Genomic DNA, 16,620 nt, shown 5'->3' on the forward strand with positions numbered 1-16,620 from the left:
ATGGATAGGAGGAAACGATGGCTGGATTTAAGGACCTCAAACTTGTTGCGTATGAGCGCCCCAATAATGGTGATCCCATCCACAAGCGCCGGCGCAAGCTGCTCGATCAGTTGGCTGAGCAGATGCGTCTGGCGGAAGATGCGGGTTATCAACCCACCGCCGACAAGTGGGTGGAAGGCGAAGGTGGGGTGCGCCAGCGCGTTCAGGTGCCCAAGCGGGTGAAGCGTTGGTGGGGGAAGGACGCGCGCGGCAACACGGTCCTAACGATCCGCTACGGCAGCAAGCCGATGGAACTTGCGAAGGGCAAACACGCGATCATGTTGACGGGCGAGGCAGACGTGGTTCCCACTCTGCAAGCGATCGTCGCTGCCGTTGAGACGGGTGAGATGGATGCAGCCATCGAAGCAGCTGCAAATGCACCGAAGCTGAAACGGAAGGCGTCGTAGAGTTGTCGAAGGCATGCTCATTTGCAGAGTATATGCAGGGTACCATTTGCAGATTTTTGCACAATATAATGTGTCCAGACAGGTCGGAAGACACAACATATTGTGTCGACGTGCAAGTGTTCTGGTCGCGTTCTACGTTGACATCGTAGGGGTCACAGGTTCAATCCCTGTCGCGCCCACCATTTTCCCCGAGATCGGGACATCGCGGCAGAGGCGGCGCAATTGTCCAGGATCGCGCTGAAGGCGCAGGAGGCCGCCCTCCGCACCGACGAGACCGTGCACGTTCGCGGCCCGTGGCGGGCGCACGCCGATGCTCTGCTCGCGCGCTCGACCGAAGCGGGCGCGTGCTGCGAGGGGTCGGGCTGCGGGCTCCGACCGAGGCCGCGATGGGCGACACCTCGGTTGCGGATTGTCACTCTGTTCACCTTACGTAATCGATGCTCGCCGAGGCGCTTGCGAGCCTTCGTAGAAGCGTGCTGATGCTCGGCGGGAGGCCTCGTTCCTCGTCGAGCATCAGTCGGAGGCGATCCGCGACGCCGACTGCCGCAGCGACGGTCCCGAATGACGACCTCTAGATCGCGCCGAGTTCTACCCATGTCCAAGTTCATCACGCAGGACGAGGCGAGCCGTCTCGAAGCACTGCGGGCCTGCGCCCTGCTCGACACGGCGCCCGAAGGCGAATTCGACGCGATCTGCCGTACGGCTCAGACGGCGTTCTCAGCCCCGGTCGCCCTCGTATCGCTCGTCGACGAGACGCGCGTCTGGTTCAAGGCGCGGTGTGGCATCGAGCCGGTCGAAATGTCACGCTCCGCGGCGTTTCGCAGCCGGGCGATCCTCGGTGGCGATATCCTGGTGGTCGAGGACGCGAGGTGCGATCCGCGATTCGCGAGGACCGAGCTGAGCTCCGGCCCGTACCGCTTCTATGCAGGTGCACCGCTGGAGCTGGAGCCGGGCGTCCGGATCGGCACGCTCTCCATCCTGGACTTCGAGCCGCGTACGATCGCCATCCCCGAGCAGGAGCTTCTCGCGGGACTGGCTGCCGTCACGGTCGGGCTCGTACGCCTCCACATCTCTCGGCGCCAGCTGGAGGCCGAGCTTTCGGATCGGCAGCTTCGCGAAACCCGGAGCCGACGCCAGGAACGCGCCATGGCCGCGATGGCGGATGAGCTTCGCGCCCGCAAGGCTCGTCTGCGGACGACGCTCGAGCACATGGACCAGGGACTGCTCATGATCGACGCAGAGGGCGTGATCCAGGTGAGCAACGCGAGAGCCGCCGCGCTCCTCGGAGTTCCCGGTGAATTCCTCGCCCAGCGTCCGTCCGTGGCAGATCTCCGGGACTGGCAGGTCGCATCGGGAGAATTCGTCGGCGACACGCAGCCGATCCTCGAGACGGTCGTCACCGGCGGCCTGGACGGGGAGGAGCGGAGATACGAGCGCAGACGGGTCAACGGGGCCGTCATCGAGGTGAGGAGCAGGCCGCTGCCGGGCGGCGGCGCTGTCCGAACGATCACCGACATCACGGATCGTCGCAGCTCGGAACGGGCTCTGAAAGAAAGCGAGAAGAGGTTGCGCCAGACCGAGCAACGGCTCGCCGCGGCTCTGGAAGCGACCGGAGACGGAGTCTGGGATCTCGACCTGCGAACGGGCGAAGGTTGGGTGAGCGACGAATGGCTCAGGATGCTCGACCTCGCGCGAGGCGACGCCTCCGGCGGACTGGCGGGTTGGATCGCGATGGTTCATCCCGACGATCGCGAGCAGGTGCTGCGTGCGCTGAACGCCCACCTCGAAGGTGCCTCTGCAGGCTACGTCTGCGAGTATCGCATCAAGGCTCGAGACCGTTGGCTTTGGATCCTGGATCGAGGCAGGGTCGTCGCCAGGGACGAGAGCGGGCGTGCTCTTCGCGCCATAGGCACACACACGGACATTTCCGCCCGCAAGGAAGCCGAGGAGGAGCTTCGGCTGGTCGGCGATCGGCTTCAGCTCGCGCTGGATGCGGCAGGCATCGGCCTGCTCGACCACGACGTGGGCTCCGGGGCGCTGTGGAAGAGCGAGAGCTGGTATCGAATGCTCGGTCTCGATCGAGACGCTTTCGGCCCGGACCTCGCATCCTGGGTTTCCCTCGTCCACCCCGATGATCTGGCGCTCGTGCGTCAGCGCTACGACTCTCATGTGCGCGGCGAAACGGATCTGCTCGAGATCGAGTATCGCGCGAGGCACGGAGATGGCCGCTGGGTTTGGGTGAGCACCCGCGCGCGCTGCGTCGAACACGATTCCGAGACTGGAGCGGCGCGGCGCATCATCGGGGTCCAGGCCGACATCTCGGCCCGGAAGGAGGCTGAGCAGCGAGCCGAGCACATGGCGCGGCACGATCCGCTGACCGAGCTCGGCAATCGGCGCCTTCTCGAGGAGCGCCTCGGCGCGGCGCTGCGAGCAGCCGATCCGGTGGCTGTTCTGTCGCTCGATCTCGACCGCTTCAAGCTCGTCAACGACACGCTCGGCCACCACACGGGAGACCTGCTGCTCGAGCAAATCGCGAACCGGCTGCGAAGCGCAGTTCGCTCTGGAGATACGGTCGCGCGCATCGGCGGCGACGAGTTCGCGATCGTCCAGGTCGGGGCGCCGCAGCCCGACGGGGCGCAGGCGCTTGCCGAACGGGTGATCGCGGTGCTGAGCGCCCCTTTGCTCGTCGGGGATCACGACGTGACGGTCGGCACCAGCATCGGGATCGCTCTCGCTCCGACGGATGCGGACGACGCCAGAACTCTGTTGTCCAAGGCCGATCTCGCTCTCTACCGAGCGAAGACGCAGGAGCGAAACGCGTTTCGCTTCTACGAGCCGGCCATGGACAAGTGCGTCGAGGAACGCAATCGTCTGGAGGTGGACCTGCGACGGGCGCTCGATCGAAACGAGCTCGAGCTCCACTACCAGCCGATCGCCTGTTCGCGCACCGGCGAAACACGCGGGTACGAGGCATTGATACGCTGGCGTCATCCGACGCAGGGCCTCGTCTCTCCCGCCCTGTTCATCCCGATTGCAGAGCAGACCGGGGGGATCAACACCATCGGCGCATGGCTGCTGCGCGAGGCCTGTTCGCAGGCTGCGGGGTGGCCGCAAGCCATTCACCTGGCCGTCAACGTGTCGCCGGTCCAGCTCGGTAGCCGGAATTTCGTGACCGCGGTCGTCGCTGCGCTGTCGAGCAGCGGCCTCGAGCCGAGCCGATTGGAGCTCGAGATCACCGAGACGGCTCTGATCGGCGACACCGACGCGACGTCTCAGGTGCTCGAGCAGCTGCGTGCACTCGGCCTCAGGATCGCTCTGGACGATTTCGGAACCGGCTACTCGTCGCTCAGCCACCTGCATCGCTTCACCTTCGACAAGATCAAGATCGATCGCAGCTTCATCGACCGGATCGGCGACGAGAACACCGCAGCCATCGTCCGTGCCGTCGTGGATCTCGGACGCCGTTGGCGTTGCGAGATCACGGCCGAGGGCGTCGAGACACCGGCGCAGCTCGAGGCGGTACGCGCTGCTGGCTGCTCGCAGGTCCAAGGGTTCTTGATCGGACGGCCCGAGCCCGCCGACAGAGTTCTTGCACGACTTGGCGCACAGGGGGGGCTCGTGGCTTGAGGTCGGCGGCTGGCGCTCGGCGCCGCCGTCGCGCTCGTGCGCCCCGCCGCGGGGACGCCGACAGCGGCCGCGCGGTTCGCGCATGCGCGGGCGCTCTTCGCCGTCCTCGCGAGACGACGTTCCGGCTCCGGGATCTGCAAACGCCGCGAAATCGCCTCCAATTCGAAGAAAATTTCGACGATCCGCTCCGCTCTGGAACGGCTACGCTTCGCCTCTGACGAGCGTATCCGTCCTCTTCGAGGGCTATTTGCGCGTGCCTGCGATCGGACGAGTCCGGTCCGCGGTGCCAGGTGCGAAGCCGTAGCTCGGCCGCGCGGTTCCCCGCTTCTCGCCCGAAAACGTCATGCGAGGCCATGAACGGCTCCGCTCGAATGACGCGACGGCCACAGCCCGACCCGCGGGCCGGCGTGCACTCCCTCCCGTTGCAACGAGCGTTCGGGAGGCAAAGAGGCTTCGTTCCGGCCGGGCCGTCGAACGCTTCTCCAGGGGCTTCCAAACCGGCCTTCGACCACAGATCGCCGTCGGTGCCGCTCGTTGGACCTCTTGTCCAAGCACGACGGGCTTGGGTAGGACAATATTCTACGCCGTCGTGTTCGTAAAACCGGCATCCGCGACGGAGAGGAACCCTCGACCGGAGCCGCAATGTCCTGGCTAGACGATGATCGCACCCCGAACCTGGACCAGCGCCGTGAGATCCGGCGCAAGATCCGCATCCTGTGCATCGCCTACGATCCACGGTCCCGGCTCAAGATACCGGTCCAGCTCTGCGACCTGTCGCACCGGGGTGCGCTGATCCGATGTGATGACGTGACCGAAATTCCAGACGAGTTCATCCTCCTCATTCGCGGCAGCGAAGCGATGCGGCGCTACTGCGTCGTGGCGAGGCGCTCGGGCAGGGATCTCGGTGTGACGTTTCGTTACCGGTGAGGTGACCCGACCCATCCTCTCGCGCGAGCTCTCGCGAGAGCATCGATCTGTTCCTGGCTCATGCTCGCGTCCGGATCCGCGATTCGGCACTCCTCACCCCGAGATCGTCAGCGTCGTCGGGGCGCGGGTTCGATCCCTGTCGCGCCCAGCATTGTCCGGCAGCCGCAGAACCATCCGCTCGAGCGCATCGGTGCGCGACGGGACGGCGCACCGCGTTGACGCGCGGGGCGCGCGCGCCATCTCGTCCGCGACGCCGCCCGCGCCCGGACCGATCATGCTCGCGACCCTCGCTCTCCTCACCCTCGCGCTCCTGTTCGGAGGCATGGTTCTGTATTCCTTCGGCTTCGCCGCCTTCCTGTTCACGGCCCTGCCGCCGGAGACGGCCGGCCCCACGATCCGAAAGGCCTTCCCGCTTTTCTATCTCTTCGTGATCGCCACCGCCGCCGTCGCGGCGCTGCTGCTGTGGCCGCTCGATCCCCTCGCGGCGGCCTTGATGGCCGTCGTCGCGGCCACGACGGTCCCGACCCGGCAGGTGCTGATGCCCGCCATCAACGCCGCGACCGACAGCGGCGCGAAGGCCCGGTTCGCCCGGCTGCACGGGCTCTCGGTAGCCGTCACCCTCGCGCACATCGCCGCCGCGGGATACGCGCTGACCCGGCTCGCCTGAGGCGGCGGGCGGCCACGGCGGCCCCTCGCGAAACCGCAGCGCCTCCCGCCCCGTTCTCGTCCGGAGCACCCGCCCGGACGAAAGCGAGCGATGACCGATACGCAGACGCGAAACCCCGACGGCGCCCCCTGGTGGGCGAGCGCCGTGATCTACCAGATCTACCTGCGCAGCTTCCGCGACACGAACGGCGACGGGGTCGGCGACCTGAACGGCGTGACCGAGAAGCTCGACTACATCGCCGCGCTCGGCGTCGACGCACTCTGGCTGTCGCCGTTCTACAAGTCGCCGATGCAGGATTTCGGCTACGACATCTGCGACTTCCGTGCGGTCGACCCCACGTTCGGCACGATCGAGGATTTCGACCGGCTCGTGCTCGGCGCCCGCGAGCGCGGCCTGCGCACCATCGTCGACTTCACCCCCTGCCACACCTCGAAGCAGCACCCCTGGTTCCGCGAGAGCCGCTCCTCCCGCGACAACCCGAAGGCGGACTGGTACGTCTGGGCCGACGCCCGGCGCGACGGGGCGCCGCCGACGAACTGGCTCTCCTCCTTCGGCGGCAGCGCCTGGGAATGGGAGCCGCGGCGCAGCCAGTACCGCTACCACGCCTTCCTCGAATGCCAGCCGAACCTCAACCTCCACGACCCCGAGGTCGTCGACGCCGTGCTCGGCGAGATGGCGTTCTGGCTCGACCGCGGCGTCGACGGTATCCGCCTCGACGCGGTGCAGTGCCTGCTCAGCGACCCGGACCTGCGCGACAACCCGCCCATCGCCTCGACCGGCCCCTCCATCCTCGTCGGTGGCGGGCCGAACAACCCCTTCCGCCAGCAGGAGCACTATTTCGACCGCGGCCTGCCGGGCTCGATGGCTCTGTTCGAGCGCATGCGCGCGCTGACGGACCGCTACGGCGCCGACCGCTTCCTGCTCGGCGAGGCCTCCGACGTCGATTCGATCCCCTTCTGCGCCGAGGCGACGGCGCCCGGGCGGCTGCACGCGGCCTATCATTTCGACCTGATCAATTCCGATCTCGACGTCGGCGTCCTGCGCCGGCAGATCCGCGCCACCGCGGAGCGCCCGAACGCCGCGATCATGACGGTGGCCGGCAACCAGGATTCGACGAGGCTCATGAGCAATTGGGGCCTGCGCCCGACCGAGCAGGGCTACGGCCGCGCCTTCGCCGCGCTGATGTGCGCGATCATGGCGACGCAGAAGGGCGGGGCGCTCGTCTTCCAGGGCGAGGAGCTCGGCCTGACCGAGGCCGACATCGGGTACGACGACCTGCGCGACCCCTGGGGCCTGCACCTCTACCCGGACTTCAAGGGCCGCGACGGCTGCCGCACGCCCATGCCCTGGGAGGCCGACGCGCCCCATGGCGGCTTCGGCGACGCGCAGCCCTGGCTCCCCCTCGCCGAGGCCCACCGCCCGCTCGCCGTCGACCGCCAGGAGGCCGACCCCGACAGCGTGCTGAACGCCTACCGCCGCATCCTCGCCTGGCGCCGCGGCGAGCCGGCCCTGCGCGGCGGCACGCAGCGCCTGATCGAGGACGCCCCCGCGCCCCTCCTCGCCTATGTCCGCGAGGCGAACGGCGCCCGCCTGCTCTGCGCCTTCAACCTCTCCGACGCGCCCTTCACCTGGCGCCTGCCGGAGGACGACCGCGAGGGGTGGGCGGTGGTGGACGGGCCCGGGTTCGGCGGGGAGATCCGCGAGGGCGGGGTGCTGGCGCTGGGGGCGTACGACGGGGTGGTGGCGCGGGGGGCTCGAGGCGTGTGGCGGGAGCTGCGCGATCCGGGGTTGACAACCTCCAGCGCAATGGGAGATCATACTTAACAGGAATTAACCTCTCCGTATCGTCATTTGCCCGCCGCCATGCCGACCTCGCTTCCCGTTCCGCCGGACAGCGCTCTCGCGCTTTGGCTCGCCGCCAACGGGCTCGACGCCGACCTCGTGCGCGCCGTTCTCGCGACCGCCGTGCCTCTCGCGCAGCCTGGCCGTGCCGCCGATGAGCCCGAACCTGCGCCGCTCTCGCCCGCCCTCGTGCGGCGATGGTGCGCCGAGGCGTTCGGTGCGGCGTGGCCGGCGCTTTCCGAGACGGTGCGGCGAACCTGCGCCGACGTCGCGGTGGTGCTCGACGACGGCCCCGGCGCACGCCCGCAGATCCACGATCACGGTCCGGACGCGGCGCCGACGATCAAAGTTCCGTGGCGGCGCGGCGATGCGCGCGACGCGCTCGCACTCGCGCACGAGCTCGCCCACGCCGTTCAGATCATCGCCTCGCATGCGCGAACGCCCGGCGCGGCGATGCCGCCCGTTGCGCGCGAGGTCTGCGCCTTCCTCGGCGAGCGGGCGCTCCTCGCGCACCTGCGGGATCGCTCCGAGGGTTGTGCGCTGCGCACCGCGCACGTGGCGGAGGACGGCGTCTATCTCGGCGAGGACGCCGCCACGCTGGGCGCCGCCTTCGCAGATCCGCAAGCCGGCTACGATTACCGCTGGAACTATCCGGTCGCCCGCTGGCTCGCCCGGCGCGCGCGGGAGCTCTCCGATCCCGGCGAGGCCGCGGCGCTGCTCTCCAGCGGCCCTGACGCCCCGGCGCGCCTGCGCCCGCTGATCCATGCTGCGCTCGCGGCGCAGAACCCGCTCCCGCCCGTTCTCGCGCGCGACGAGCCCGGACCGCTCGTCGCTTACCGGCAAATCGGTGTCGCCGCCGCGCTCGAGACCGCCCGTGGGGAGGAGAGCGAGCCGGAGACGGTCGAGGCCTTCTACGAGGCCCTCCTCGACGGCCTGCGCGAATCCCGGCTGGCGATCGGCCTCGACGAGGAGGCGAGGCCCTTCGGCTGGGCGGTCGCAGGCCGCGACGGCGAGGGTCGTCCACAGGCCGCGAGGCTGGCGGCGCCCTTCGGCGACCCGGCGGCCATGGAAGCGCTCGCCGCGCGCCGGCTCGAGGCCGCGCCCGCAGCGGGGAGCGCCCCGTGAGTCGCCTCGACCTCTACGCCAGCCTCGGCGCCATGATCGCGCTGATGGCGCGCTCCCCCTATCATCGCGGCCAGCCGCTGCGGCGGTACCTCGCCGTCGAGATCCTGCCGCCGCTCCGGCTGGGACAGGCGCGGATCTGGTTCGACGAGAGCGGCGCGCCGACGGCGTTCCTCACCTTCGCCTGTATCACGCCCGCGGTCGAGGCCGAGCTGCACGCCTCTGGCCGCGCCCTGCGGCCGGACGAGTGGGCCTGCGGGGAGCGGCTCTTCTTCAACGACTTCGTCGCGCCCTATGGCGGCGCGCGGGCCTTCATCCGCGATCTCAAGGAGAACGTCTTCCGGCACCGCACCGCGACCAGCCTCGCCCGCGCGCCGGACGGACGCGTGCGCGCGATCAAGCGCTGGTTCAAGGCGGATGGTGCGACGACGGAATTCGCCGGCCTGAGGCCGTCGACGGAATACGCCTCGCGATCCGAGGCGTATGGAGGCCGGGAGGCGCTGGCACGCCCCCCGGCCGAACGAGCCGCCCGGCGGATGCCGGGCAACACGCAGCACGGAGATCATGCCTCGCATGGCTCCGAATGAGAAGAGCGTAAAACGATGAAGGACATCGATACGATTCTGGCCGAGATCGCCTCGCCGGTGAGCTACGGCGGTGGGGGCGACAGCGGCGGAAGCAGCCATCTCGATCAGGCGTCGAGACAGATCGTGGACAATTACGGGACGATCATGGGGACCCTTGGATGGGGTGTCGTTGGCGGTCTCTTCGGCGGACCGATCGGAGCGGCGGTGGGGGGCGCAACGGGCGGAATCGTCGGGACGCTCGCCCAGGCCCATGCACGCGACCAGATGAATAGCGTCCACGACGCGTACAATGCGCCGGGAGAGAGAGGCAAGTAACCTCGTGGCTCGAGCGACGGCGGCCTCGCGCCGCTGTCGCCCTCGGCGAGGAGCGGACATGATGGACGCATTCTCACGAAGGAGCATCGCGGCGCTGGTCGCCAGCGCCTATGCGATCATCGCGGTCTTCGTCGTCACTCTCGACGCCGATCGCGGAATGGAGGCGACGGTCGGCGCGATCGCCCTCCTGGGCGCCGCATCGTATGTCGCTTGGCGCGCCTTCTCCGCGGCGCTCGACGGCGAGCCTTGGCTTCCAGAGGGCCTGTTCGCGGGCGGGCTCGCCCTTTCTCTAGGCGTCGTGAGCCTCGCGCCGCAGGCGACGCCGCTGCTCGGGCTCGCGACGCTCGTTACGGCCTTTGGCGTCGCCTTGGCGATCCGCCGCGCGTTCGGAGCGCCGATCCGCGCCGTCGGGGTCGGGCTGGCCAGCAGCGTGCTCGCGATGGCGGTGGGCGGCTTCGTTGCGGGGACGGCGCTCGTCCCGCTGCTCCGCGGCCTGGAGCTCTCACCGGATTCCGTCGGCGGCACGCTCCTCGCGATGGTGGTCCTCGGGCCGCTGGTCGAGGAGGCGTGCCGCTTCGCGGCCCTCGCGATCGCCGTAGGCATCGGCCCGCGGCTCGCGCTCGGCGCCGGGGTCAGGCTCGGGGCCGGCTTCGGGATCGGCTGGGGGCTCGCCGAGCTTCTGGTCAGGGTTGCGGCGCTGGTCCACCCGGGCCTCTCCGTCGGCGCCGCCGACGCGGCCGTCGCCCATACGGCTGGGGACCCGCTGCAGAGCCTGTCGCTCGCGCTCGGCTGGGTGGCGGTGGTCGCTTGGCACGCGGCGTTCTCGACGCTCGTCGTCCTCGCGCTGATAGACAGGCGTTGGGCGGTCCTCCCGCTCGTGCTCCTTCTGCACATGGTGGCGAACGCGGTGGCGATCCTCACGACCGCGATCATCGGCGTCGTCGCGTCGGGTGTGGCCGCCGCTGGAATCGCGCTTCTGCTGCATGGGTGGGCGAGGCGGGCGGTGAGTCGACGGCAGCCTCTTGCGGAGGCCGCGTGTGCCTAGGCGACGGTGAGAACGCGATGAACCGAGCCGACTGGGCCGACGCCCTCCGTGGCGCGCTCGTCGCCGGCGCCGCCGCGAGGCATCGGGCGGGCGGGACATTGCCGCCCCGCCTCCCTCGAACAAGCGCCTGAGCGGAGCATCGCTCGATGCGACCTCCGGCCGGCCTCTTGGAGTTATAAATGAACAGAGTCGTTATTCGAGCGCTCTACTACGGCGCAGCAGCGGGCTTCGCCTCGTGGGTATCGACGGGCTTGGCGACGGACGAACGGGAACGCTTGCTCGTCGTCGCCGCCATCCTCTGCGGGTTCGCACTCGTCGGCTACGTCGTCGAGCGGGTCGCCGCGCCGGAAAGGGACGAGGACCGTCGGCGCGAGGACGCGCGACTGCCGCGAATCCGCTTCGATCGCGTCGTCGCCTGCATCGGCATGGCCGCACTGAATACGGCGTTCGTCTTCGCGGTCGTGGCCGACCCCATCCTCTTTCTCACCGCGCTGTTCGCGAACATCGCGGCTTTCGCGGCCCTGGCCTGGCTCGTTCGCGATCGCGAGGAGCCGGGAACGCCGTCCGCGCCTTCCGCTGGGCGAGGGGAGGCGACCTGAGGGCGCCGCCGTCGCCCTCGGCGAGGAGCGGACATGATGGACGCATTCTCACGAAGGAGCATCTGATGCCGGCGCCGGCCTGGGTCCTCCGCCTGGAGGACGGGGCGCTCCGGCGCCTGGGCGCTTCATAGAACGGCGCCTCGCCCGTCACCGCTCCCCCAGGCTCATCTGCACCGTCTCCACGATCGGCGCGAAGAAATAGCTGATCAACCTCCTCTCGCCCGTGACGACGTCCACCGTCGCCGTCATGCCGGGGCGCAGCGGGTAGTCGCCGAGCGGGGCTTCGAGGTAGGGCGTGTCCGGCGCGATGCGGGTGACGAAGACGAAATCGCCGTCGATCTCGACGGCGTCCGCGGAGACGGTGCGCACCTCGCCGGGCACGTAGCCGAAACGCTCCGCCGGGTAGGCGTCGAGGCGGATGATCGCGCGCTGCCCCGGCTCCAGGAAGCCGGCGTCGATGTTCGGGAACGCGGCTTCCAGCTCGGGCGCGTCCGCCGAGGGGACGACGCGCATCAGCTCCTCGCCGGCCTTCGCCACGCCGCCGACCGTGAAGACCCGCAGCTGGTCGACCACGCCGTCGAGGGGCGCGGTCAGCGTCATCGCCGCGAGCCTGCGGCGGGACTGGACGAGCTCCTCCGCCAGCGCGGCGAGCCGCGCCTCGATCTCGGCGCGCCGGGCGCTGAGGCGCGAGCGCGCCGCGGCGACGAGGGAGACGCGCTCGGCGGCGAGCTCCGCCGCCGTGGCGGCGATGCGTTCACCCTCCCGCTCCAGCACGCGCCGCTCCGCGGCGAGCCGCGTGCTCTCGTCGAGCACGTCGAGATGGGCGAGGCGGCTGGTCGTGCCGCGCTCCAGCAGCTCCTGGGACGCGGCGAGCCGCTCGTCCTGCGTCTCGAGGGCGGCCTCGACCCGGGCCACGTTCGCCTCCAGCACGGCCCTGGCGCGGGCGTTCGCGCCGAGCCGCGCATCCGTGCGCGCGACCGCGCTCGCGAGCTCCTCCAGCTCCGCGGCGAGCAGCCGCCGCTGCTCCTCCGCGTATCCGGGGTCGCCCCCCGGAGGCGCGAAGCGGGAGAGCGCATCGAGGACGAAGCGCGGGTCGGCAGGATCGCCGCCGAGTGCTTCGAGGAAAACGTCGATGCGCGCGCGCTCGATGCGCAGGCGCAGGTCCTCCGCCTCGCGCCGGGCCAGCTCGGCGCGCGCATCGGTCGGGTCGAGCGCGACGAGGACCTCCCCCGCCGCGACGCTCCGGCCGTTCTCCGCGCGGATCGCGGCGATGCGCCCGTCGAACTCGGGCTGGATCACCTGGACGCGCGAGAGCGGGACGACGCGGCCCTCTCCGCGCGCCACGATCTCGATCTCCAGGACGATCGAGAGCACCAGCGTGGTGACGAAGATCGCGATCAGTGCGAGGACGGTCAGGTGAAGCGTCGGCGAGACGACGCGGCCATCGGGGCGCGGGCTCATCGCAGGGCCTCGAAGTCGATGACGTGGTCGGGCTCGGGGAAGACATCGGGGCGATGGGTGATGACGACGACCGTCGTCTCCGGGGTCAGCGCCCGGATCTCGCGGGCCATGGTCGCCTGGGCCGCGGCGTCGAGGGCGCTCGTCGGCTCGTCGAAAATCAGCACCTTCGGCCGCAGCGCCAGCGAGCGCGCGATGGCGATGCGCTGCCGCTGCCCGCCGGAGAGCGCGGTCCCGCGCTCGCCGACGAAGGTGTCGAGGCCCTGCGGCAGGCGCGCGACGAGATCGTCGGCCGAGGCACGGCGCAACGCCTCGCGCATGTGGCCTTCGTCCAGCGCGCCGCCGTCATGCATGGCGAGATTGTCGCGGATGGTGCCGGTGAAGAGAAAGGGCTCCTGCGGCACGTAGGCGACCGTGACGCGGACGTCGGCTGGATCGTATGCGGCGAGATCCTCGCCGCCGAGGAGCACGCGCCCGGCCTGCGGCCGCTCGATTCCGGCCGCGAGGCGTCCGAACGTCGACTTGCCGATCCCGGAGGGACCCACGACGAGCGTCAGCGTGCCCCGCTGAAGATCGCAGCAGAAGCCGTGAAGCACGTGCCTTCCCTCGCCGTAGCCGAACGTGACCTTCTCGAACTGCAAGCGCGGCGCGAGTCCCGCCGGGAGACGCGGCTTCGCGCCGAAGCCCTCCGGCTCCTCGCACAGGATGTCCCCGAGCCGCTGGCGTGCGATCTTCACGTTCTGCCAGCTCTCCCAGAGGCTCGCGAAGTTGCCGATGGGCCCGACCACGCGACCGACGAGGAGGTGGAATGCGACCAGCTGGCCCAGCGTGATCTCGTTCGCGAAAACGAGCGTCGCGCCGACGAAGACGACGGCGATCGTGAGCGCCCGATCGATCAGGAAGATCGCCTGTCCGTTCGCCACGTTGAGCACGCCGACCCGGAACGCCGCGTCGAGCGAGCTGGCGAGCGTCGCCTCCAGCCGGGCGAGCACGACGCGCTCCGCGGCGAGCGCCTTGACCGAGACCGCGCCCGTGAGGCTCTCGACGACCTGCGCCTGATGACGAGCGCCGCGATCGAACTGAACGCGCAACCGCCGGCGCAGGAAAGGGCCGAAAACCAGGTAGATCAGGGCCTGCGCCGGGAGCGCGGCGACGACGAGCCACGCCAGCGTCGACGAGATGGTGAAGAGGACGACGAGGGTGACGGCCACGAAAAGGAGATCGAGCAGGACGCCGGTCGTCGCGCCGACAAGGAAGGCGCGGATCGTATCGGTCTCGGAAACGCGCGCGAGGGTTTCGCCGACGTTCCAGCGGCGGAAATGATCGAGCGGCAGGCGAAAGAGGTGGCCGAAGATGCGCTTCGCCAGCTCTCGCGTGACGCTGTTCGCGGTGGAGAGGCCGAGGTACCCCGAGAGCGCCTGGAACGCGACCTGGTAGAGGCTGACGGCGGCGAAGATCGCGACGACGACGACGAGCGTCGCTTCGCGTTGGAAGGGCAGCACCCGATCGATGATGACCTGGAAGACGAAGGGCTCGACGAGGCCGAGCAAGCGAAGGCAGATCGCGATCGCGATCAGCTCGGCGTAGAGCGGCGCATAGCGCCAGAGGGTCTTCCCGAACCAGGCGAGAGGAACCTCTCGCGATTGATTCGGCGGCCTGGCGACCGGGTGGGAGATCGGCATGTCGAACGAACGTAGGAACACTTAACAGATGTTGAGTTCCTAGCGTGTCCGAGACCAGGATGCAACCCCTTGTGTTGTCAAGACCTGAAGGGCGGGAGCCTCGGCCCCCGCCCCCCTCGTCACCTCACCTCTGCGCCTGCTCGATCAGCGGCGTGATGCGGCGGAGCGTCACCCGGCGGTTGCGGCGCTCGGCGGATTCGGTGGGGACCTTGAGGTGCTCCTCGCCGTAGCCCTGGGTGACGAGGTTCTCCGGCGGGAGGCCGTAGCGCTCGGAGAGGACGTAGGCGACGGTCTCGGCGCGGCGGTCGGAGAGGGACAGGTTGTCAATCTCGCGGCCGACCGCGTCGGTGTGGCCCTCGACCAGGAAGATCTCGGTCTGGTCGTTGCGCAGCACGTCGCGCATCGCGCTCGCCACCGGCGCGAGCGCCGCGACCTGGCGCTCGGACAGGCGCCACTCGCCGGTGTCGAAGGTCACCACGTCGAGGTCGACCCGGCGCATGTAGTCGCGCAGGTTCTCGTTGTAGCGCACCTCGTCGAGGCTGAAGGCCCGGGGCGGCGGGGCCACCGGGGGCGCGGTGAAGGCCTCGATCACCCGAGGCGGCGGCGTGGCGAGCCCGGCGTCCACCTCCTCGAGCGAGACCACGTACTCGTCGTAGGGGATCTCGATGCGCGGCGGCGGCAGGGCGAGCGACCAGTCCTCGAAGATCCGGCGCTCGCCGCGCAGGGGCCGACGGTCGCGGGTGAAGCGGTCGGAGACGTACGTCTCGGGCCGGTTGTCGATCAGCACCGTGCGGGTGCCGTCGGGGGCGACGCGCACGCGGCTGATCAGGTCCCCGTACTCGTCGACGACGGTGATCACCTGGTAGCCGCCGGGGCGGTCGGCGATCAGTACGGTCTCTCCGTCGCGCTCGATGACGCGGACGTCGTCGTAGTAGCGGCGCAGACGCTCCTGCTCGTCGTTGATGATGACGTAGCGGTCGCCCTCGCGGACGATGGTGCGGTCGCCCGGCTCGAGGATGACGGTGCGACCGTCGATCACGCGCTCTGTGCGCTGGCGCTGGACCTCCTGGAGGGTGCGCGCGCCCTGCTCGAGCACGCCGAAGAGCGCCTCGAGCCCACCGCGCGGCGGGGCGGGCGGCTCGGCGAGGAAGGCCGGCGGCTGGGGCGCGACGGCGCCCTGCGGCGCAGCCGCGGCGGCGGGCGCCGTGTCCGGCGCGGGAGCGAGGGTGGGCGCGGCCTCCTGCGTGGCCGTGGGGTCCTGCATCACGGCGGGCTCTTCCGCCACGGGCTGCTCGGGGGCGGGCTCTTCCGCGACGGGCTCTTCCGCGACGGGCTCCTCCGCGACGGGCTCCTCCGCGGCCGGCTCCTCGGTGGCCGTGGCCTCCGGGAGCGGCTCGGAGACCGGCTCCCCGATGGACGTCTCCTCGGCGGGCTCCGCCTCGGCAGCGGGTTCTTCCGGCGTAGCGGGCTCCTCGGCCGCAGCGGGTTCTTCAGTCGCCTCAGTCGGCGCGGTCTCCTCCGTGACCGTCGCCTCCGGCAGCGGCTCGGAAACAGGTTCCTCGACCGGCGCGGGCTCCTCGGCCGGCGCGGGCTCCTCGGCGGGGGCGGGCTCCTCGGCGGGCGCGGGCTCCTCGGCGGGCGCGGGCTCCTCGGCGGGGGCGGGCTCCTCGGCCGGCGCGGGCTCCTCGGCGGGGGCGGGCTCCTCGGCCGGCGCGGGCTCCTCGGCCGGCGCAGGCTCCTCGGCCGGCGCGGGCTCTTCGGCCGGAGCGGGCTCTTCGGCCGGAGCGGGCTCTTCGGCCGGAGCGGGCTCCTCGGCGGGGGCGGGCTCCTCGGCGGGGGCGGGCTCCTCTGCCGGCGCGGGCTCCTCGGCGGGGGCGGGCTCCTCTGCCGGCGCGGGCTCCTCGGCGGGGGCGGGCTCCTCGGCCGGCGCAGGCTCCTCGGCCGGAGCGGGCTCCTCCGCGGGCGGCGCCTCGCCCTCGGCCGGCGCGGTCTCGCCCTCGGCTTCCTCACCGGGGAGGGTGAGCTTCAGCGGATCGCCCTCGGCGGTCGTCTCCGACTGGGCGAGAAGAGTCGGCGCGGGGGCGCGCTCGGCGGCGCCGGCGCCCGTCATCAGGGCGAGCGGCAGCGCGGTCGAGGCGAGAAGCGCAGCGATGCGTGTCATGGCGTGTTCCGTGTGTTGCGGCGTTCTGTCGAGGCTGCGAAGCCCCGGGGCGGCGGTATGGTTCCCGGCCGCGCTTCCCCGGGGAGGTTTCGCGCGCGCCGGTTCCGCCGGGCGGCGCGGGGTGCTAGGAGGGGCCTCGCGC

At 70.4% G+C, this 16,620-nt stretch carries 13 protein-coding genes; 10 read left to right on the forward strand and 3 right to left on the reverse strand.

Translation table 11 applies throughout. The features are described from left to right. The first annotated feature begins 17 nt into the window (after positions 1-17). From ABL310_RS04465 to ABL310_RS04510, 10 genes are all read left to right on the forward strand, one after another. Positions 18-446, forward strand: a complete 429-nt coding sequence (locus ABL310_RS04465) for a DUF6641 family protein (protein WP_349370502.1) — start codon at positions 18-20, stop codon at positions 444-446. A gap of 594 nt (positions 447-1,040) precedes the next feature. Further along, positions 1,041-4,073 carry an EAL domain-containing protein gene (locus tag ABL310_RS04470; protein ID WP_349370503.1) on the forward strand — a complete coding sequence of 1,011 codons (3,033 nt, stop codon included), beginning with the start codon at positions 1,041-1,043 and terminating at the stop codon, positions 4,071-4,073. A 642-nt stretch (positions 4,074-4,715) separates the two neighbouring features. Beyond that, positions 4,716-5,000, forward strand: a complete 285-nt coding sequence (locus tag ABL310_RS04475) for a PilZ domain-containing protein (protein ID WP_349370504.1) — start codon at positions 4,716-4,718, stop codon at positions 4,998-5,000. Positions 5,001-5,274: 274 nt separating this feature from the next. After that, complete coding sequence (locus tag ABL310_RS04480) at positions 5,275-5,667, forward strand: DUF4149 domain-containing protein (protein WP_349370505.1); 393 nt, start codon at positions 5,275-5,277, stop codon at positions 5,665-5,667. A 90-nt stretch (positions 5,668-5,757) separates the two neighbouring features. Next, entirely contained in the window at positions 5,758-7,491 is a 1,734-nt protein-coding gene (locus ABL310_RS04485) for an alpha-amylase family glycosyl hydrolase (RefSeq protein WP_349370506.1), read from the forward strand. Positions 7,492-7,530: 39 nt separating this feature from the next. Beyond that, on the forward strand, positions 7,531-8,634 hold the full coding sequence (locus tag ABL310_RS04490; RefSeq protein WP_349370507.1) for a hypothetical protein: 1,104 nt from the start codon (positions 7,531-7,533) through the stop codon (positions 8,632-8,634). Continuing rightward, complete coding sequence (locus ABL310_RS04495) at positions 8,631-9,218, forward strand: toxin-activating lysine-acyltransferase (RefSeq protein WP_349370508.1); 588 nt, start codon at positions 8,631-8,633, stop codon at positions 9,216-9,218. The genes ABL310_RS04490 and ABL310_RS04495 overlap by 4 nt, the downstream gene beginning before the upstream one ends. 15 nt (positions 9,219-9,233) lie before the next feature. Further along, the gene (locus ABL310_RS04500) at positions 9,234-9,533 is read left to right on the forward strand and encodes a hypothetical protein (protein ID WP_349370509.1); all 300 of its coding nucleotides are present in this window, start codon (positions 9,234-9,236) and stop codon (positions 9,531-9,533) included. Between the two features lie 157 nt (positions 9,534-9,690). Beyond that, a complete protein-coding gene (locus ABL310_RS04505; protein WP_349370510.1) occupies positions 9,691-10,578 on the forward strand; it encodes a hypothetical protein in 888 nt (295 codons plus the stop codon). Between the two features lie 275 nt (positions 10,579-10,853). Beyond that, on the forward strand, positions 10,854-11,177 hold the full coding sequence (locus tag ABL310_RS04510; RefSeq protein ID WP_349370511.1) for a hypothetical protein: 324 nt from the start codon (positions 10,854-10,856) through the stop codon (positions 11,175-11,177). Positions 11,178-11,324: 147 nt separating this feature from the next. On the opposite strand, the gene ABL310_RS04515 is transcribed toward ABL310_RS04510, so the two are convergent. From ABL310_RS04515 to ABL310_RS04525, 3 genes are all read right to left on the reverse strand, one after another. Then, positions 11,325-12,638, reverse strand: a complete 1,314-nt coding sequence (locus tag ABL310_RS04515; protein ID WP_349370512.1) for an HlyD family type I secretion periplasmic adaptor subunit — start codon at positions 12,636-12,638, stop codon at positions 11,325-11,327. After that, positions 12,635-14,317, reverse strand: coding sequence for a peptidase domain-containing ABC transporter (locus ABL310_RS04520; RefSeq protein WP_349370513.1), 1,683 nt, complete (start codon positions 14,315-14,317; stop codon positions 12,635-12,637). The genes ABL310_RS04515 and ABL310_RS04520 overlap by 4 nt, the downstream gene beginning before the upstream one ends. A gap of 124 nt (positions 14,318-14,441) precedes the next feature. Then, positions 14,442-16,478 (reverse strand): OmpA family protein, encoded by a 2,037-nt coding sequence (locus tag ABL310_RS04525; protein ID WP_349370514.1) that lies wholly within the window; start codon positions 16,476-16,478, stop codon positions 14,442-14,444. Positions 16,479-16,620 lie beyond the last annotated feature (142 nt).

Source organism: Salinarimonas sp., from assembly GCF_040111675.1.
Classification (GTDB): domain Bacteria; phylum Pseudomonadota; class Alphaproteobacteria; order Rhizobiales; family Beijerinckiaceae; genus Salinarimonas.